This is a genomic window from Streptomyces sp. NPDC030798 (assembly GCF_055572275.1).
On sequence record NZ_JBVIDR010000019.1, the window covers coordinates 124,316 to 142,082 of the forward strand.

The 17,767-nt window shown below is 72.0% G+C and carries 17 protein-coding genes and 1 riboswitch; of the genes, 9 read left to right on the plus strand and 8 right to left on the minus strand.

The window, feature by feature from the left end:
- Positions 1 to 151: 151 nt before the first annotated feature.
- Together ACZ404_RS33580 and fahA are read right to left on the minus strand one after the other, a co-directional pair.
- Positions 152 to 1,090 carry a M56 family metallopeptidase gene (locus ACZ404_RS33580; protein ID WP_468446580.1) on the minus strand — a complete coding sequence of 313 codons (939 nt, stop codon included), beginning with the start codon at positions 1,088 to 1,090 and terminating at the stop codon, positions 152 to 154.
- A 265-nt stretch (positions 1,091 to 1,355) separates the two neighbouring features.
- Positions 1,356 to 2,573: a fumarylacetoacetase gene (gene fahA / locus ACZ404_RS33585; protein WP_468446582.1), complete on the minus strand. Its 1,218-nt coding sequence runs from the start codon at positions 2,571 to 2,573 to the stop codon at positions 1,356 to 1,358.
- 250 nt (positions 2,574 to 2,823) lie between these two features.
- Here fahA and ACZ404_RS33590 point away from each other — a divergent pair, with 250 nt between their 5' ends.
- From ACZ404_RS33590 to ACZ404_RS33600, 3 genes are all read left to right on the plus strand, one after another.
- Positions 2,824 to 4,095, plus strand: a complete 1,272-nt coding sequence (locus ACZ404_RS33590; protein ID WP_468446584.1) for a carboxylate--amine ligase — start codon at positions 2,824 to 2,826, stop codon at positions 4,093 to 4,095.
- A 45-nt stretch (positions 4,096 to 4,140) separates the two neighbouring features.
- A complete protein-coding gene (locus ACZ404_RS33595) occupies positions 4,141 to 5,343 on the plus strand; it encodes an FAD-dependent oxidoreductase (RefSeq protein WP_468446586.1) in 1,203 nt (400 codons plus the stop codon).
- Between the two features lie 202 nt (positions 5,344 to 5,545).
- On the plus strand, positions 5,546 to 6,358 hold the full coding sequence (locus tag ACZ404_RS33600) for an HAD family hydrolase (protein ID WP_468446588.1): 813 nt from the start codon (positions 5,546 to 5,548) through the stop codon (positions 6,356 to 6,358).
- Between the two features lie 87 nt (positions 6,359 to 6,445).
- On the opposite strand, the gene ACZ404_RS33605 is transcribed toward ACZ404_RS33600, so the two are convergent.
- Positions 6,446 to 6,934, minus strand: coding sequence for a transglycosylase SLT domain-containing protein (locus tag ACZ404_RS33605; RefSeq protein ID WP_468446590.1), 489 nt, complete (start codon positions 6,932 to 6,934; stop codon positions 6,446 to 6,448).
- Positions 6,935 to 6,937: 3 nt separating this feature from the next.
- A riboswitch (cyclic di-AMP (ydaO/yuaA leader) is annotated at positions 6,938 to 7,117 on the minus strand.
- A gap of 526 nt (positions 7,118 to 7,643) precedes the next feature.
- On the opposite strand from ACZ404_RS33605, the gene ACZ404_RS33610 reads away from it, so the two are divergent.
- The 4 genes from ACZ404_RS33610 to ACZ404_RS33625 all read left to right on the plus strand — a co-directional run bounded on the left by ACZ404_RS33610 (position 7,644) and on the right by ACZ404_RS33625 (position 12,144).
- Entirely contained in the window at positions 7,644 to 8,654 is a 1,011-nt protein-coding gene (locus ACZ404_RS33610) for a polyprenyl synthetase family protein (protein ID WP_468446592.1), read from the plus strand.
- A gap of 299 nt (positions 8,655 to 8,953) precedes the next feature.
- Complete coding sequence (locus ACZ404_RS33615; RefSeq protein ID WP_468446594.1) at positions 8,954 to 10,165, plus strand: LolA family protein; 1,212 nt, start codon at positions 8,954 to 8,956, stop codon at positions 10,163 to 10,165.
- 34 nt (positions 10,166 to 10,199) lie between these two features.
- On the plus strand, positions 10,200 to 11,273 hold the full coding sequence (locus tag ACZ404_RS33620; RefSeq protein ID WP_468446596.1) for an ABC transporter ATP-binding protein: 1,074 nt from the start codon (positions 10,200 to 10,202) through the stop codon (positions 11,271 to 11,273).
- Positions 11,260 to 12,144: an ABC transporter permease gene (locus ACZ404_RS33625; RefSeq protein WP_468446598.1), complete on the plus strand. Its 885-nt coding sequence runs from the start codon at positions 11,260 to 11,262 to the stop codon at positions 12,142 to 12,144. The genes ACZ404_RS33620 and ACZ404_RS33625 overlap by 14 nt, the downstream gene beginning before the upstream one ends.
- Before the next feature lie 93 nt (positions 12,145 to 12,237).
- Here ACZ404_RS33625 and ACZ404_RS33630 read toward each other — a convergent pair whose 3' ends face one another.
- Positions 12,238 to 12,825: a flavodoxin family protein gene (locus ACZ404_RS33630; RefSeq protein ID WP_468446622.1), complete on the minus strand. Its 588-nt coding sequence runs from the start codon at positions 12,823 to 12,825 to the stop codon at positions 12,238 to 12,240.
- 194 nt (positions 12,826 to 13,019) lie between these two features.
- On the opposite strand from ACZ404_RS33630, the gene ACZ404_RS33635 reads away from it, so the two are divergent.
- Positions 13,020 to 14,042 carry a hypothetical protein gene (locus ACZ404_RS33635; RefSeq protein WP_468446600.1) on the plus strand — a complete coding sequence of 341 codons (1,023 nt, stop codon included), beginning with the start codon at positions 13,020 to 13,022 and terminating at the stop codon, positions 14,040 to 14,042.
- A gap of 87 nt (positions 14,043 to 14,129) precedes the next feature.
- Here ACZ404_RS33635 and ACZ404_RS33640 read toward each other — a convergent pair whose 3' ends face one another.
- The 3 genes from ACZ404_RS33640 to ACZ404_RS33650 all read right to left on the minus strand — a co-directional run bounded on the left by ACZ404_RS33640 (position 14,130) and on the right by ACZ404_RS33650 (position 16,567).
- Positions 14,130 to 14,597 carry a VOC family protein gene (locus tag ACZ404_RS33640; RefSeq protein WP_468446602.1) on the minus strand — a complete coding sequence of 156 codons (468 nt, stop codon included), beginning with the start codon at positions 14,595 to 14,597 and terminating at the stop codon, positions 14,130 to 14,132.
- A gap of 19 nt (positions 14,598 to 14,616) precedes the next feature.
- The gene (gene rarD / locus ACZ404_RS33645; protein WP_468446624.1) at positions 14,617 to 15,513 is read right to left on the minus strand and encodes an EamA family transporter RarD; all 897 of its coding nucleotides are present in this window, start codon (positions 15,511 to 15,513) and stop codon (positions 14,617 to 14,619) included.
- Between the two features lie 199 nt (positions 15,514 to 15,712).
- Entirely contained in the window at positions 15,713 to 16,567 is an 855-nt protein-coding gene (locus ACZ404_RS33650) for an SDR family oxidoreductase (protein ID WP_468446604.1), read from the minus strand.
- A 90-nt stretch (positions 16,568 to 16,657) separates the two neighbouring features.
- Here ACZ404_RS33650 and ACZ404_RS33655 point away from each other — a divergent pair, with 90 nt between their 5' ends.
- Positions 16,658 to 17,083 (plus strand): winged helix-turn-helix transcriptional regulator, encoded by a 426-nt coding sequence (locus ACZ404_RS33655; RefSeq protein WP_468446606.1) that lies wholly within the window; start codon positions 16,658 to 16,660, stop codon positions 17,081 to 17,083.
- Positions 17,084 to 17,108: 25 nt separating this feature from the next.
- Here ACZ404_RS33655 and ACZ404_RS33660 read toward each other — a convergent pair.
- The coding region (locus ACZ404_RS33660; protein WP_468446608.1) for a thiamine pyrophosphate-dependent enzyme at positions 17,109 to 17,767 on the minus strand (659 nt) is incomplete at its 5' end.

Genomic DNA, 17,767 nt, shown 5'->3' on the forward strand with positions numbered 1-17,767 from the left:
ATACCGAAGCGGTAGGGAAAGGGGTGTTTCTGAAGTGTTGCGCCAGGTGAGGGTGTGTTGGAAACCGCGCTGAGCTGCGGATTTCGCGTCGGGGCAGGCTGGATCTGCCACCGGCTCGGTGGTCTGTTTCCCGTCCGGTGGGGTCTCGGAGTCAGGACAGGGCCGTCAGGCCCGGCGCGAACGTGATGAGCAGCGGCAGCAGGGGCACCAGCGCGGCCACCGTCGTCGTCAGCGCCCGCTGCCGGCGCAGCAGACGGGGCGGCGGCGCGAGGAGGCGGTCCACACGCTCGCCGAGCAGGCGCCGGCTGGAGGCACAGGACAGGACGCCCCGGTGCTGGTTCAGCTCGATGAGGGCGAGGGCCGTGGTGAGGTGGCCGCAGCGGCGGGAGGCCGTGTCGTCGGCGGCCAGTTCGACCAGCCGGTGCGTCTGGTCGCAGAAGTGGGCGAACAGCGGGACGCGCGGGAAGCCCGTGGCCAGCGCGGTCGACAGATGGAGCAGCCAGTCGTGGTGCGCGCGGGCGTGACCGCGCTCATGGGTGAGGACCGCGTCCAGTTGGTGGTCGGTCAGGCGTTGCAGCGCCCCGGTGGTCACGACCAGCTGGGGCGGGTGCCCCGGCATCCACCAGGCGTCCGGGTACTCGTCCTCCAGCACCAGCATCGGCCCGCGCGCCGCGGGCAGTCCCGCAGGCAGGTCGGGCGCCCGTTCCCGCAGGTGCGCGCGGGTCTGGCCACGGCGCCGGCGGGCCTCGGCGAGCTCCCGGCCCAGCATCGCGGTCGTCCACGCGGCCCCGCAGGCCAGGAGCACGGTGAGCGTGACCGCCCAGACCGGCGCCGCCGAGAGGTCGTACGCGGCGGTGACCGCGGGCGGCGCGGGGGCGAAGACATGGTCGCGGACCGTGTGGAAGACGGCCGCCGCGCCCAGGACCAGCGCGGTCAGACAGCACAGCAGCACCGTGGCGACCAGGCACTGCCACACCCACAACGCGACCACGGGTTCCCGCTCGGGCCAGGCCGCCCGGGTCAGCGCGCGCGGCGCCGGCACGGCGGCCGTCAGGGCGACGACGCTCAGCAGGAGCAGGCAGACGGTCATGCCGGGGCTCCGGTTCGTGGTCGGAGAAGTGTGCGGGTACGGGGCGGTGCGGTGGCAACGCACCGGGGCGCAACGCCTCGTGCGTGTCCCCGCCAGTATGACGGGGACAGGGCGCACGAGTCAGGGGTCCGGCAGCGATCGTTCCGTGCGAGGGCCGCCCTCGGACACCTGAAGGACCCTCCCGGCCCTCGCGACCGAGGGGCACCGCACCGGCACCTCACCGCGCGCACCGGCACCTCACCGCGCGCCCCGGCACCTCACCGCCTCACCCCGACACGATCCGCCCGCTGACCTCCCCCAGGCCGATCCGGCTCCCGTCCGCCCCCGGCGCCCACGCCGACAGCGTCACCACGTCCCCGTCCTCCAGGAACGTCCGCTTGCCGTCCGGCAGTTCGAGGGCGTCCCGGCCGTTCCAGGTCAGCTCCAGCAGGGAGCCGCGCTGGCGCTCCTCCGGTCCGCTCACCGTGCCCGACCCGTACAGGTCGCCGGTGCGCAGCGAAGCCCCGTTCACCGTCATGTGGGCGAGCTGCTGGGCGGCGGTCCAGTACATGGTGGCGAACGGCGGTTCGGACACCACATGGCCGTTGATCGCGACCGAGATCCGCAGGTCGTAGCCGCCGGGCTCGATCCCGGGCGCCGAGTCGTCCAGGTAGGGCAGCAGCGGGTGGGTGCGCTCGGGCGGCGCCACGCGCGCGTGCTCCAGCGCCTCCAGCGGTGTGATCCACGCCGACACCGACGTGGCGAAGGACTTGCCGAGGAAGGGGCCGAGAGGGACGTACTCCCAGGCCTGGATGTCCCGCGCCGACCAGTCGTTCAGCAGGCACAGCCCGAACACGTGCTCCTCGAAGTCGCCGAGCGCGACCGGCCGGCCCAGCTCGGAGGGCACGCCCACCACGAAGCCGACCTCGGCCTCGATGTCCAGCCGCACCGAGGGGCCGAACACGGGGGCCGGGTCGGCGGGGCCCTTGCGCTGCCCGGACGGCCGCACGACGTCCGTGCCCGAGACCACGACGGTGCCGGAGCGGCCGTGGTAGCCGATCGGCAGGTGCTTCCAGTTGGGGGTCAGCGAGTCCGCCGCGTCCGGGCGGAAGATCTGGCCGACGTTCCGGGCGTGGTTCTCGGAGGCGTAGAAGTCGACGTAGTCCGCGACCTCGAAGGGCAGATGCAGGGTCACCGACGACAAGGGGTGGAACAGCGGTTCGAGCGCCGACCGGTGCGCCGGTACCGTGACCCACGCCGTCAGCGCGCGCCGCACGTCCGACCAGGCCGTGCGTCCGGCGGCCAGCAGCGGGCCGAGGGTGGGCTGCGCGAGCAGGGAGGCGTACGGCGAGCCGAGGGCGAGGGCCGCGGCGCCCGCGTCGAGGACGTGGTCGCCCAGTCGGACGCCGACCCTCCGCTCCGTGCTGCCGGAGGGCGAGAACACGCCATAGGGAAGGTTGTGCGGGCCGAAGGGGTCGCCCTCGGGGACGTCGAAGGGGGGCATGGGGTACTGCCTCACTCTCATCCAAGCCATGCATGGCGATGCGTTCCATGTGGTCGCGGCACACGTTACGGCCGAGTCGTGGGTCTTGGGCAGTACCCCCGGAGACGCTCGAAAGGTTGCTCGGACAGGGTCTAAAGAGTTCGCAATGTCCGGATAAGCCTTGTCGGAGGCGGCAATTCCGGCTTAGCGTCCTTTGGGGGGACGCGGACGGGGTGGGTCCGCTCCATAGGGGGGACACGTGGGGGGACCCGTGGCCAAAAACGACGTCAGCGCGCCCGTCGACGCGGACCGTGACGTGCCGGGGCTGATCGTCAAGTTCGGCGACTACCCGCTGCACCACGGCGGCGTCGGTGCGATCCGCAGCCTGGGCCGTCTGGGCGTCCCGATGTACGCCATCACCGAGGACGCCTACACACCGGCTGCCTCGTCCCGCTACCTCACCCGGGCGTTCGTCTGGCCGACGACCGGTGCCGAGGAGCCGACCCGTCTGGTCGAGGGCCTGCTGCGCATCGCCCGCCGGATCGGTCGCCCCGCCGTCCTGATCCCGACGGACGAGGAGGCCGCCGTCCTGATCGCCGAGCACCAGAGCGAGCTGGCCGGTTCCTTTCTCTTCCCGCCCGTCGACCCCGGGCTGCCCCGCCGGCTGGCCAGCAAGCAGGGCCTGCACGAGCTGTGCGTGGAACACGGCGTCGCCAGCCCGGCGGCCGCGTTCCCGGAGTCGTACGAGGAGATCGCCGCCTTCGCAGACACCGCCCGCTTCCCGGTGGTGGCCAAGAACCGGGAGGCGTTCGTGCGGCGCAGGCACCCCGCCGTCAACGGCACGACGCGGATCGCCACCCGTGAGGGCCTGCTCGCCCTCGCCCGGGACTGGGGCGAGCGACCCGGTGTCATCCTCCAGGAGTACCTGCCGAGGGAGGAGGCCGAGGACTGGATCGTGCACGCCTGCTTCGACGCCGACTCCGCCCCGCTCGCCCTCTTCACCGGCGTCAAGGTCCGCTCCTGGCCGCCGCACGCGGGCATGACGGCGAACGCGTACGTCGTCGACAATCCGGAACTCGCGGACCTCGCCGCACGTTTCATCAAGCAGATCGGCTTCAGCGGCGTCATCGACCTCGACCTGCGCTTCGACCGCCGCGACGGACAGTACAAACTCCTCGACTTCAACCCGCGCATGGGCGCCCAGTTCCGGCTCTTCGAGAGCGAGTCGGGCGTGGACGTCGTACGCGCCCTGCACCTGAACCTGACCGGCCGGCCCGTCCCGGAGGGTGAACAGCGCGCCGGCCACCGCTACATCGTGGAGAACATCGACCTGCCCGCCCTCCTCGCCTACCGCCGCAGCGGCTACACGACGCCGCACGCGCCGCCGAGGGCGAGCGGGACGGAGCTGGCCTGGCTCGCGGGTGACGACCCGCTGCCGTTCCTCACGATGCTCGCCCGCTTCGTGCGTCCGGGCGCGAAGCACCTCTATCAGCTGTGGCGGACCAACCGCCGCGGCGGCAGCACCAGTTCTGCCACGAAGTAGGCAAGGCCACGAAGGTGGCGCAATGTGTCTCTGGGGAGGGACTTCGTGATTCGACCGGTTGCAGTCATCGGGGCCGGGCCGTTCGGCCTGTCCACCGCCGCCCATCTGCGTGCGCGCGGCATCCCCGTCCGCGTCTTCGGCGACCCCATGGTCAGCTGGCGCGACCACATGCCCGAGGGCATGCTCCTGAAGTCGACCCCCGCCGCCTCCAGCTTCGACTGCCCGCAGCCCGGTCACACCCTCGCCGACTACTGCGACGCGGCCGGCGCCCGCCGCCTCGTGACCGACGAGGACATCATCCCGGTGGAGACCTTCATCGCCTACGGCGAGTGGTTCCAGCAGAAGCTGGTCCCCGGCCTGGAGCGGGTCCGCGTCGTCTCCGTCGACCGGGCCGAGGGCGGCGGATTCGACCTCAAGCTGGACTCGGGGGAGCAGCTCACCGCGCGCGCGGTGGTGGTCGCCACGGGCCTGTCCGGGCTCGCGCACCTCCCGGCGGAGCTGGCCGGGGCGGCTGCCGACGGGCCCACGCCCACGGGCCCGGTCTCCCACAGCTCCCAGCACCACGACCTCACCCGCTTCGCCGGCAAGGAGCTGATCGTCGTCGGGGCCGGCCAGTCCGCGCTGGAGACCGCGGCCCTCGCGGCCGAGGCCGGCGCCCAGGTGCGCGTCGTCTCGCGCGGCCGCGGCCGGGTCGCCTTCGGGGCGCCGCCCTGGGACCAGCCGAAGCTCCGCCCCGAGTCGCCCTTCGGCCGCGCCTGGTCGCTGTGGGCGCTGAGCTACTACGCCGACCCCTACCGCTTCCTGCCCGAACCGGCCCGGCACTACCTGGTCCGCCGGGTCCTCGGCCCGCTGGGCGCCTGGTGGCTGCGCGACCGCTTCGAGGGCACGGTCCAGGTCCACGAGGTGGAGCGGGTGCTCGGCGCCGAGGTCGCCGACGGCGCCCCGGCCCTCACCGTCCGCACCCACGGGGGCCGCACCGAGCGGCTCACGGCGGACCACGTCATCGCCGCCACCGGCTACCACGTGAACATCGCCGCGATGGACTTCCTCGGCCACGAGCTGCGCACCCGGCTCGCGGTGAGCAGGGGCGCTCCCCGGCTCGGCGCCGGATACGTCTCCTCCGTGCCCGGCCTGTACTTCACCGGACTGCCGGCCGCGTCCTCCTACGGCCCGGTGATGCGCTTCGTCTGCGGCACGGAGTTCGCCTCCCCGCGGCTGGCCAAGCACCTGGCGGCCGCACACGGCTGAGCCCCGCGGCGGGCGGCCGAAGCCCTTTCCGGTACGGCCGCCCGCGCACGGCCGCCCGCGCGCAACCGAGGCGGCGTGGCCGGAATTCCCTGCCGGGGTACTGCCATCAAGGGGCCGGCGCACCCCACTTGGGCCCTGTCAGCACACAAGTCCGGGAAGAGCGGGGTGAGTCGGCGGGGCCTGCTCTCCGTATTCTCTGATCATGGCCGCACCTCCCGCATACGCACTCATCGCCACCGACCTGGACGGGACGCTGCTGCGCGGCGACGACACCGTCTCCGACCGGTCGCGCGCCGCCCTCGAGCAGGCGGCGCGGGCCGGGGCCCGGCACCTGGTGGTCACGGGCCGGCCGGCCCCGCGGGTGCAGCCCCTGCTGGAAAGCCTCGGCTGCACGGGCCTGGCGGTGTGCGGGCAGGGCGCGCAGGTCTACGACGCCGGCGCCGACCGCCTGCTGTGGTCGGTCCGGCTGGACCGGGAACTGGCCGAGACCGCGCTCGGCAAGATCGAGGCCGAGGTGGGGCAGGTGTACGCGGCCGTCGACCAGGACGGTGTGGACGGGCTCACGCTCATCGAACCGGGCTACCGGATGCCCCACCCGACCCTGCCCGCCGTGCGGGTCGACCGTCGCGCGGAGCTGTGGGGCGCGCCGATCAGCAAGGTGTTGCTGCGCCATCACACCCTCTCCGACGACGCGTTGGCGGCGGTCGCCCGCGCGGTGGTGGGCTCCCTGGCGACCGTGACGATGTCGGGGCCGGGGACGGTGGAGCTCCAGCCGTGCGGGGTGACCAAGGCCACGGGGCTGGCGCTGGCCGCCGAGCACCTCGGCATCGCCCCCGGGCGGGCCCTCGCCTTCGGCGACATGCCCAACGACATCCCGATGTTCCACTGGGCCGCGCACGGCGTCGCCATGGCCAACGCCCACCCCGAACTCCAGGCGGTCGCCGACGAGATCACGGCAACGAACGAGGACGACGGCATCGCCGTCGTCCTCGAAAGACTGTTCCCGACCGGTTGACCGAACCATCGACCGACTGACCGGAATATCAGTAGCAGCCCGCCACGGGCGCTCGGAGCCCCACTGTCGGGGGCCCGTCGGCCCCGGTCAGTAGGCGCCGAACACGTTGTCGATCGACCCGTAGCGCGCGGCCGCGTAGTTGCAGGCGGCGGTGATGTTCGCGACCGGGTCGTAGATGTCGTACGACGTTCCGGCCACGTGGTACGTGTTGAACGTGGGGTCGATGACCTGCAGCAGGCCCTTGGACGGGATGCCCTTGGCCGCGTTGGAGTCCCACAGGTTGATGGCGTTGGGGTTGCCGGAGGACTCGCGGATGATGTTGCGGTAGATGCCGTGGTAGGTGCCCGGGATGTGCTTCTCGGCCATGATCGCGAGGGACTCGCGGATCCAGCCGTCCAGGTTGTTCGGGTATCCGGCCGGGGTCGTGGAGGCCGTCGTGGCGGCCGGGGTGGCCGCGGAGGCGCTGGTCGCACCGATGAGCGGGAGGGCGAGCACGGCGGCGCCGGTGCCGGCGACGGCGAGCGTGCGCAGCAGGCGGTGGGTGCGGGCGCGGCGGGGCTGAGCGGCAGCAGGCATGGCGAAGTTCCTCTCCGTCGCCTGCGAGGTGAGCTGTCGGGTTCGGGCGGGGAGGTGCCCGGCCGTGCCCCCGTAAGGAGGCACGACTTCACCCCTAGCCGTTCCGGTACGGCGTGTGCCGGCCGGTCCGGCGGCTTACCTGGGTCCCCCGCTCCTGCCGTACGGATGAGTCCGTCGATGGGTGATGCCAGACGCGGCAGGATTCGGCGTCCGTCTGGCGTGGCGGGAACGTATGCGAGAGCACATGTCCGGAACAAGTACTGGATTCACACAACGCGCTACTTGACCTTGGTCTGAGGCATTTGAGGCACTTGATCCTTTGCGGTTGCCAAGGCTCAACTCGCCGACGCCACAAGGTGAAGAACGTGTGAGGAGGGGTCGGACGCACCGACGGGTCCGCGTGACCCACTTCACGAAATGGCAAATTACTCTAAATCAGACATGGGCGATTTGCGTTTCGGCTCGCCGGGGTGGAGTCGCAGGTCGGCCGGCCTTCGGGTGTGCCTTGTGGCGTTGTGCTAAGTCGGTAAATATGTGTTCATACCGTCCGATCAAAAACATAACGGTCGTGATCCGATACCGCCCAGGCTGGACCGGTGGGCGCTATCGGTGATCGAAACAGGACCGGATACGCTGACTTGAGTGATGGCAGCGACCTATCGACAAACCGTGTAATCGCCAGCAGACACCAGCAGACAGGAGACCCCTCGTGACCGTCGTCGGGCCGTTCGGGCTGAGCGTGCGGGACCAGGCTCTCGAAGCCGATGTCCAGGCCGGATTGACGGCTGTCGAGGAAGGCTTGCTCGAGGCCACCAAGAGTGAGGTCCCGTTCATCACGGAGGCCGCACAGCACCTCGTACGGGCGGGCGGGAAGCGGTTCCGGCCGCTGCTCGTGATGCTCGCGGCGCAGTTCGGCGACCCGTACGCGCCGGGGGTCGTCCCTGCCGCGGTGGTCGTGGAGCTCACCCACCTGGCCACGCTGTACCACGACGACGTCATGGACGAGGCCTCCGTGCGGCGCGGCGTGGACAGCGCCAACACCCGCTGGGGCAACTCCGTCGCCGTCCTCACCGGCGACTTCCTCTTCGCGCGCGCCTCCCAGATCCTCGCCGACCTCGGCCCCGAGGCGGTCCGGGTGCAGGCCCTCGCGTTCGAGCGGCTGGTCACCGGGCAGATCCTGGAGACCGCGGGCCCCTCGGACGGCCGCGACCCGGTCGACCACTACCTGGACGTGCTCGGCGGCAAGACCGGCTCCCTGGTGGCGGTCTCCTGCCGGTTCGGCGCGATGATGTCCGGCGCCGACGAGACGGTCGTCGACGTGCTCACCCAGTACGGCGAGCGGCTCGGGGTCGCCTTCCAGCTCGCGGACGACGTTCTGGACATCGCCTCCGACTCCCACGAGTCCGGCAAGACCCCCGGCACCGACCTGCGCGAGGGCATCCCGACGCTGCCCGTGCTGCGGCTGCGCGAGCGGGCCGCCCGCCTGGGCCTGCCCGAGGACGCGGCGCTGTGCGAGCTGCTGGACTCCGACCTCACCGACGACGCCCGGCACGCCGAGGCGCTGGCCGCGCTGCGCGCGCACCCCGCGCTGGAGCAGGCCCGCCGGGACACCGTCCGCTACGTCGAGGAGGCGCGCTCCGCGCTGGCCCCGCTGCCGGAGTGCGACGCCAAGGCGGCACTGCTCGAACTGTGCGACGCGGTGGTGCACCGCGCCGGCTGACGGCCCCGCCCTTCATGGGCGGCATGCCGCGTCCCTCCGTCCCGCGCTGACCGGAGCCCAGAGGCCCCCCACCCGTGGCGTCCCCCCACGACCCCTACGGGTCGGGCGAGGCGTCGGCCCCGTGTGTCATACCGCAGGCGTACACGGAGTTGGCCCCGAGGTCTGACGCTTCCTCACGGCCGATTTGGTGAGATGGAAACCACGGAAATCACCACTCCTCACCGATTCGGGTGAGAATGGCGGCTCAGGTGGACCAGTGTGTGGGGGCAGCCGCCGCCGACGACGGAGGTAAGGCACAGATGGCACCGTACGAATCCGAGGACGCAACGGCCGCCGCGCAGGAGGAGGGGGACCTGCACTCCGGACGCCGCAAGGCCGCCCGGTACGTGGTCCCGGTCGCGGTGGTGGGAGTGGCGGCGGCCACGATCGGGCTGGTCCCGGCGCTCGCCGACTCCGGTGACCCCGACCTGCCCAGGATCAGCGCACAGCAGCTCATCGACAAGATCGCCAAGTCGGACGTGCAGCAGCTGTCGGGCACGGTCAAGGTCAGCACCGACCTCGGCCTGCCCGACCTCGGTGGCCTGGAGAGCAGCCTGGCCTCCGGCGCGACCCAGGGCGGCGACGGCTCCTCGGCGGACCCGAAGTCCAAGCTCACCGAACTGGTCTCCGGCACGCACACCCTGCGCGTGGCGGCCGACGGCCCGGACCGGCAGAAGCTGTCGCTGCTGGAGAGCGGCTCCGAGTACAGCGTGATCCACGACGGCAAGGACGTCTGGGGCTACGACAGCAAGAGCAACGAGGTCCACCACGGCACCGCCGCCGATTCCGGCCGCAGGCATGACCGGGCCGAGCCGCCCGCCACCCCGAAGGACTTCGCCGACGAGGCCCTGAAGGCGGTCGACGACACCACGTCCGTGACCGTCGACGGCACCGCGCAGGTCGCCGGGCGCGACGCCTACAAGCTGCTGATCAAGCCCAAGCAGTCCGGCACCACGGTCGGCGCGATCAGCATCGCGGTGGACGCGAGGACGGGCATGCCGCTGAAGTTCACGCTGACCCCGAAGAGCGGCGGCGCAGCCGTTCTCGACGCGGGCTTCACCCAGGTCTCCTTCGCCAAGCCGGCCGCGTCCACCTTCGACTTCACCCCGCCCAAGGGCGCCAAGGTGACCGAGGAGAAGAAGCACTCCACGGCGCCGGAGCACGTGCCCGGGGCCGGTGGCAAGGACAAGGACTTCGCCAAGGGGCTCGGCGGGGCGAACGTGCTCGGCAAGGGCTGGACCTCCATCGCCACGTTCGACACCGGCGCCAAGGGCGGCGTGCCGAGCGGCTCCCGGGGCGGCGAGCTCGGCGGCTTCCTCGGCTCGCTCGGCGACCAGGTCTCCGGGAAGTTCGGCAAGGGCACGGTCTTCTCCACCCGCCTGGTCAACGCCCTGATCACCGACGACGGCAAGGTGTACGCCGGAGCGGTCACCAAGGACGAGCTGGTGAAGGCGGCCGACGCGGGGAAGTGACCCTCCGGGCCACGACGAGTCGAAGGGGGAGCCGATGGACGGACCGTCCGCCAGCGATCAGCATTCCGGGGACGGACCGTCCGCCGCGCGGCAGCGGGTCGAGGACGGACGGTCGGCCGCGGAGCAGCGGGCCGAGGCGGGACCGTCCGCCGCGGTGCAGCAGACCGAGGACGCGCCGGTGCCCGTCATCGCCACGCGCGGCCTCACCAAGCGCTACCGCGGCGGGCAGCTCGCCGTGGACGGTCTCGACCTGACCGTCCCGGCGGGCAGCGTCTTCGGCTTCCTCGGCCCGAACGGCTCGGGCAAGACCACCACCATTCGCATGCTGATGGGGCTGATCGAGCCGACCTCGGGCACGGCCCGCGTCCTGGGCCGCCCCATGCCGCGCGCCACCCGCGCCGTCCTGCCGCAGGTCGGCGCGCTGATCGAGGGCCCGGCGCTGTACGGCTTCCTCTCCGGCCGGGACAATCTGCTGCGCTACGACGCCGCCGATCCGACCGCAGACCCGCGCACCCGGCGCGCCCGCGTCGCGGCCGCCCTGGACCGGGTGGGCCTGACGGCCGCCGCGGGCAAGAAGGCCAGGGCGTACTCGCTCGGCATGAAGCAGCGCCTGGGCCTGGCCGCCGCCCTGCTCCAGCCGCGCAGGCTGCTCGTCCTGGACGAGCCCACCAACGGCCTCGACCCCCAGGGCATGCGGGAGATCCGCACCCTCGTCCGGGAGTTGGCCTCCGACGGCACGACCGTCTTCCTCTCCTCCCACCTGCTCGACGAGATCGAGCAGGTGTGCACGCACGCGGCGGTCATGACCCGGGGCCGCCTGGTCACGCAGGGCGCGGTGGCCGACCTGGCGGCCGGGGCACGCAGCCGGCTGGTGGTGATCACGCCGGACCCGGGAGACGCGGCGCGGGTGCTGAAGGAGCAGGGCGTCGGCGACGTCACCGCGGACGGCGACCGCGTCACCGGCGAGCCGCCCGAGCGGGACCTCGCCGACGTCAACGCGGCGCTGGTCACGGCGGGGGTACGGGTCCGCGGACTCATGCTCGAACGGGCCTCCCTGGAGGACGCGTTCGTGGCACTCACGGGGGAGGGCTTCGATGTCGCGGGTTGAGGCACCGCCGGCGCCGGCCGGGCGCCGGCCGAGTCCGCTGTGGACCTTCGGGCTGCTGCGCAGCGAGCTGGTGACCACCATCCGCCGCTGGCGCACGCTCGCGCTGCTCGGTGTGCTGGCGGCGGTCCCGGTCCTGGTCGGGATCGCGGTGAAGATCGAGACGCGCGGCGGCTCGTCCTCGGGTCCGGACGGCGGCGGGGGACCGGCATTCATCGCGCAGATCACCAACAACGGCCTGTTCCTGGTGTTCACGGCCCTGGCCGCGACGCTGCCGTTCTTCCTGCCGATGGCGGTCGGCGTCGTCGCGGGCGACGCGATCGCGGGCGAGGCGGCCGGCGGCACCCTGCGCTATCTGCTCGTCGCCCCCGCCGGCCGCACCCGCCTGCTGGTCACCAAGTACACGACCGTCATGGTCTTCTGCCTGCTGGCCACCCTGGTCGTGGCCGTCTCGGCGCTGATCGTCGGGGCACTGCTGTTCCCGCTGGGCGACCTCACCACCATCTCGGGCACCCGCATCGGCTTCGCCGAGGGACTCGGCCGGGCGCTGCTGATCGCCCTGGTCGTCGCGGCCTCACTGGTCGGCATCGCGGCGCTCGGCCTGTTCGTTTCGACCCTGACCAACAGCGGCATCGCGGCGATGGCGACCACCGTCGGCCTGCTCATCACCATCCAGATCCTGGACCAGATACCGCAGCTGCACGCGCTGCAGCCGTACTTCTTCTCGCACTACTGGCTGTCCTTCGCCGACCTGATGCGCGACCCCGTCTACTGGGACGACCTGGTGAAGAACCTCGGCCTCCAGGCGCTGTACGCGGCCGTGTTCGGCTCGGCGGCCTGGGCGCGGTTCACGACGAAGGACATCAGCGCGTAGGGCGCCTGAAGTCTCAAGCGGTCTGGGTCTCAAGCGGCCTGGGTCTCAAGCTGCCTGGATCTCAAGCTGCCTGGATCTCAAGCTGCCTGGATCTCAGGCGGCCTGGTACGGGAAGCGGGCGAGCGGCGGCTCCTGCGCGAAGAACGTCTTCGCGCGCGTCAGCGCCTCGGTGTCCTTGCGTACGTCTCCGGGCGCGCTGCCGTTGCCCAGCAGCACCCCGCCGAAGCGCATGCCCAGATAGGCGGCCGAGTTGTTGAGCGTGCCCACGAGGGGGTCGGCGACCGACGGTTCGCGGTCCGCGAGCGCCGCGACACCCCACAGCGTGCGGCCGGCCAGAGTGGCCCGGAAGTCGAGGCCCGGAGTGCGCAGCCAGCCCGACCAGTGGTCCAGGTAGCGCTTGGTCAGGCCGGACACCGAGTACCAGTACACCGGCGAGGCGATCACGATGTCGGTCGCCGCGAGGGTGGCGTCGAGCAGCAGGCCGGTGGCGGAGCCCGCGGGCGGCCGTACGTGGTCGGCGTCGTGCCGCACGTCCGCGAAGTCGGGCAGCGGGTGCTCGGCGAGCCGGATCCAGCGCTGTTCGACGTCACCGGGCAGTTGCTCGGCGGCCGTGCGGGCCAACAGCTCGGTGTTGCCGTCGAGGCGGGCACTGCCCAGGACGAACAGGAAGCGGCGGCTCATGGGTCCCCCAGGGTGGATGTTGTCGTACAGCGAATAAATTCGCATGCATTATATGCACACACAACGAAACCCTCCAGGGGTGCGGCTGGTGCGAGGCTGTGACGTCGTGGTGACGCAGGAGCCGTGAGCAGCCGACAGACTGGTTGTCAGGACGCGTACGACCGGATCGCGACGCCGGGGGAGCGAGGGAACCGATGTCTCGACTCAGCTTCGAGAAGAAGCGGGCACAGCAGCCCGCGGCACACCCTGCGGTGGTGCACGTTCGGGTGACCGGCGCCGGCAGCGCGTCGGTGGGCGGGACGACGGTGGCGGCGGCGCCGGGCGAGGAGATCCAGCAGGCTGTGCTCGACCACCTCCAGCGCCTGGCCATCAGCCTGGGCGCCCCGATACGCGCCACGATCCACGACGACCGCGTCGGCTGTGTCGTCCCTCTCGAGGTGTCGGCGGACGGCTCCAGCAGGGTGGCGGGAGTGCCGGCACGGGTCGCCCCGCGCGTCCCGCCGACCGGGCCGAGCGGCGGTGCGTCAGGCGTCGCTCAGGCGCCCACGGGGCAGTTCGGGCCGGCGCCGGTCATGGACGTGCCCTCGCCGCGGACGGCCGTGGCGGACGCCCATGCGCCGCAGCCCGCCCCGCACGCCGCCCCCCTGCCCGACCCCGCCGCTTCCTCCGCCTCCACTCCCACCCCGGCCCGTGGCTTCGACGCCGTCGCCGAGGAGGTGCTCGGGGACGAGCCCGTGACCGAGACGGCGGAGGGCGCCGAGTTGCTCACCGAGCCGATGGGGCGGATCAACAAGGCGGTGCGGGACGGCCGCATCGAGGCGGCGGCCGAGCTCGCCGACCGCACGGTCGCCGAAGCCACCGGTGTGCTGGGCCCCCGCCACCCCGAGGTGCTGCACCTGCGCGAACTGAGCGCCTACATCGCCTACTTGGCGGGCGATCCGGTCCGCTCCTGCCACCTCTCCCTGGACCTCGCCCGGCTGCGCCGGCAGGCCCGGGACGCGGAGGCGGCCTACGGCAACGTGCAGAGCGCGGCCACCGCCTGGCGCGCGGTGCGCGCCCCGGAGGAGGGCCTCAGGCTCGGCCGGGACCTCATCGAGCTGTGGACGGACCTCACCGCCGAGCCCGGGCCCGCGGCCGACGACCCACGCCCCCTGGAATCCGCACGGGCCCGCATGCTCCGCCTCGCCGACCGCGCGGCCAAGGCGGCCCAGACGTAACCCCCCGCGGCCGCACAGAGGCAACCGGCCGCACAGCGGGACCCGTCCGCCCCCGGCGCAGCCGACCAGGGCCGCCCCGTCCCAGCCCTACTGGACGCAGAACTCGTTCCCCTCCGGGTCCGTCATCACCACCCACTCCCCGGCGGGCTCCTTCACCTCGCGCAGCACCTGTGCGCCCAGGGACCGCAGGCGTGCCACCTCGTCCGCGCGGCGTCCGTCGCCGGGGTGGAGGTCGAGGTGGAGCCGGTTCTTGCCGGTCTTCGTCTCCGGCACGCGCTGGAAGAGCAGCCGCCGCCCCAGTCCCGTGCCGGTGTCCGGGTCGTAGGGGTCGTCGGGGTGCCGTACGGCGATCAGGTCCCGGAAGGCGGGGCGGCCGTGGTACTCGACCGTGGCCCGACCGGGCAGCGCACCGAGGGACAGCAGGCGTTCGACGAGCGCGCTGTTGTCCTCGGCCTCGTAGCGCAGCGCGGCGGCCCAGAAGTCGGCCTGGGCGTGTGGGTCGGCGGCGTCGATGACGAGCTTCCAGTGGACCGGAGTGGGCGGCTGTGTCGACATGCCCCCACTTATAGCCGGGTCAGGCGTCCACCGGGGCGGAGTCCGGCGCTTCGACACGGGGCACGCCGAGCACCGCCGCGGACGTCCGCGCCCGGTGCGCCGAGTGCAGCGCGCTCCAGGTGAGCAGGCCCAGTGCCAGCCACACCAGCGCGAAACCGGTCCAGCGCTCGGGCGGCATGGCCTCGTGGAAGTACAGGATGCCGAGCAGGAACTGGAAGACGGGGGCCAGGTACTGCAGCAGCCCCAGCGTGGACAGGGGCACGCGGATGGCCGCCGCGCCGAAGCAGACCAGCGGCAGCGCGGTGACCAGGCCGGTCGAGGCGAGCAGGACGGAGTGTCCGGCGCCGCCCGTGGTGAACGTGGACTTCTCGTGGGCGGTGAGCCAGATCAGGTAGCCGAGCGCGGGCAGGAACTGGACCGCGGTCTCGGCGGCCAGCGACTCGATGCCCCCGAGGCCGACCTTCTTCTTCACCAGCCCGTAGGTGGCGAACGAGAAGGCGAGACAGAGCGAGATCCACGGGGGACGGCCGTAGCCGACCGTCAGGACGACGACGGCGGCGAAACCTGTGCCGACCGCCGCCCACTGCGCCGGCCGCAGCCGCTCCTTGAGGAGCAGCACGCCCATCGCGATGGTCACCAGCGGGTTGATGAAGTACCCGAGGGAGGCCTCGACGACATGGCCGGAGTTCACGGCCCAGATGTAGACGCCCCAGTTCACGGTGATGACGGCCGCCGCCAGCGCGATGAGTGCCAGCCGCCGGGGTTGGCGCAGCAGCTCCCCGGCCCAGGCCCAGCGCCGTACGACGAGCAGGGCGACGGAGACGAAGGCCAGGGACCACACCATGCGGTGGGCCAGGATCTCCATCGCTCCGGCGGGCTTCAGCAGGGGCCAGAACAGCGGCACCAGGCCCCACATGCCGTAGGCGGCGAAACCGTTGAGCAGGCCGGTCCGGTGCTCTGCCTTGGACGTCCTGGTCACGGGCCCCTCCTTCTCGCGTCATCCGGCACGCGAGAAAGAAGGTAGCGCCGAAGGCCCCCGCCTGTCATGCCCGTATCGCCATACGGTCATGACAGGCGGGGGGTGAGGGGCTCCTGAGGGCTCGCACCAGGGGCGTTCAGCCCTTGAGTGCGGCGGCGACGGCCTCGGCGAGCGGGGTCGTCGGGCGGCCGGCCAGTCGGGAGAGGTCGCCGGAGGAGACGACCAGCTCGCCCTTCTCGATCGAGGCGTCGACGCCGGCCAGGATCGCGGCGAACGGCCCGGGCAGCCCGGCGCCGGTCAGGATCTCCTGGAAGGTCTCGACGGGGACGGCGTTGTAGCCGATCTCCCGGCCCGTCTGCCGGCTCAGCTCGGCCGCGTACTCGGCGAAGCTCCACGCCTCGTCGCCGCCCAGCTCGTACGTCGTGTTCTCGTGGCCCTCGCCGGTCAGTACGGCGACCGCGGCGGCCGCGTAGTCGGCGCGCGAGGCCGTGGAGATGCGGCCGTCGCCGGCGGCCTGGACGACCGCGCCGTGCTCCAGCACCGGGGCCAGGTTCTCGGTGTAGTTCTCGTGGTACCAGCCGTTGCGCAGCAGGCTGTACGGCAGCCCGGAGGCGAGCAGTACCTCCTCGGTGGCCCGGTGGTCGTCCGCGAGTGCGGCGGTCAGGGTGCCGGGGGCGCTGGTGTAGGCGAGCAGCGCGACGCCCGCGGCCTTGGCGGCGTCGATGACGACCTTGTGCTGCTGCACCCGGCCCTTGTCGAACTCGTTGCCGGAGATGAGCAGGACCTTGTCGCCGGCGGCGAACAGGTCGTCGAAGGTCTCGGGCGCGTTGTAGTCGGCGACGGCCAGCCTGACTCCGCGGGCCGCGAAGTCGGCGGCCTTGGCCTGGTCGCGCACGACGGCGGTGATCTGCTCCGCCGGAACCTTCTCCAGCAACTGCTCCACGACGTGACGGCCCAGGTGTCCGGTGGCTCCGGTGACGACGATGCTCATGATGCAGAACTCCTTGGGGGTGGGTGTGGCACTCACCTTAAGGACAGCGCTAACCAAATGAAAGTACCCACTTTGAAGTAAGGTACTGGCATGGCAGTAAGGAAGCAGGTCGCGGACGCCGAGGCGATGTGCCCCCACCGGCTCGTCCTGGAACACCTCACCAGCCGCTGGGGCGTCCTGGTCCTCATCGAGCTGCTCGAACGGCCGTACCGCTTCAGCGAGCTGCGCCGGGCCATCGGCCGGTACGGGGGCCGGGGCGTCAGCGAGAAGATGCTCACCCAGACCCTGCAGACCCTGGAGCGCGACGGCCTGGTCCACCGGGACGCCAAGCCGGTCATCCCGCCCCGCGTCGACTACTCGCTCACCCCCCTCGGCCGCGAGGGCGCCGAGCAGGTGCGCGCGCTCGCCCAGTGGACCCACGACCGCATGGGCGACGTGGAGGAGGCCCGCGAGTCGTACGACGAGAGCCGCCGGGCACAGGTCGAGGCCCGGGACGCCGAGTCCCGGGCCTCGTGAGGACCGCGCCGCCGAAGCGGCTGGATCAGCCGACGACCGTCCAGGTGTCGCCGCCGGCGAGCAGCGCGGCGAGGTCGCCCTTGCCGTGTTGTTCGATGGCGGTGTCGAGCTGCTCGGTCATTTTGGTGTCGTAGACGGGGCGTTGGACGGAGCGGAAGACGCCGATGGGGGTGTGGTGCAGGGTGTCGGGGTCGGCGAGGCGGGAGAGGGCGAAGGCGGTGGTGGGGGAGGCGGTGTGTGCGTCGTGGACGAGGATGCCGGCCTCGTTCTGTGCGGTGACGGTCACGACCTCCAGGTCGCCGGTCTGCTGGTTGCGGACGACGCCGCGCGAGCCGTCGGCTCCGAAGCGGATGGGTTGTCCGTGTTCGAGGCGGATGAGTGCTTCTTCGGCGCGTTGTTTGTCCTTGAGGGCGTCGAAGGCGCCGTCGTTGAAGATGTTGCAGTTCTGGTAGATCTCGATGAGGGCGGTGCCGGGGTGGTCGGCGGCGGCGCGCAGGACCTCGGTGAGGTGTTTGCGGTCGGAGTCGATGGTGCGGGCGACGAAGGAGGCTTCGGCGCCGAGGGCGAGGGAGACGGGGTTGAAGGGGGCGTCGAGGGAGCCCATGGGGGTGGATTTGGTGATTTTGCCGATTTCGGAGGTGGGGGAGTACTGGCCTTTGGTGAGGCCGTAGATGCGGTTGTTGA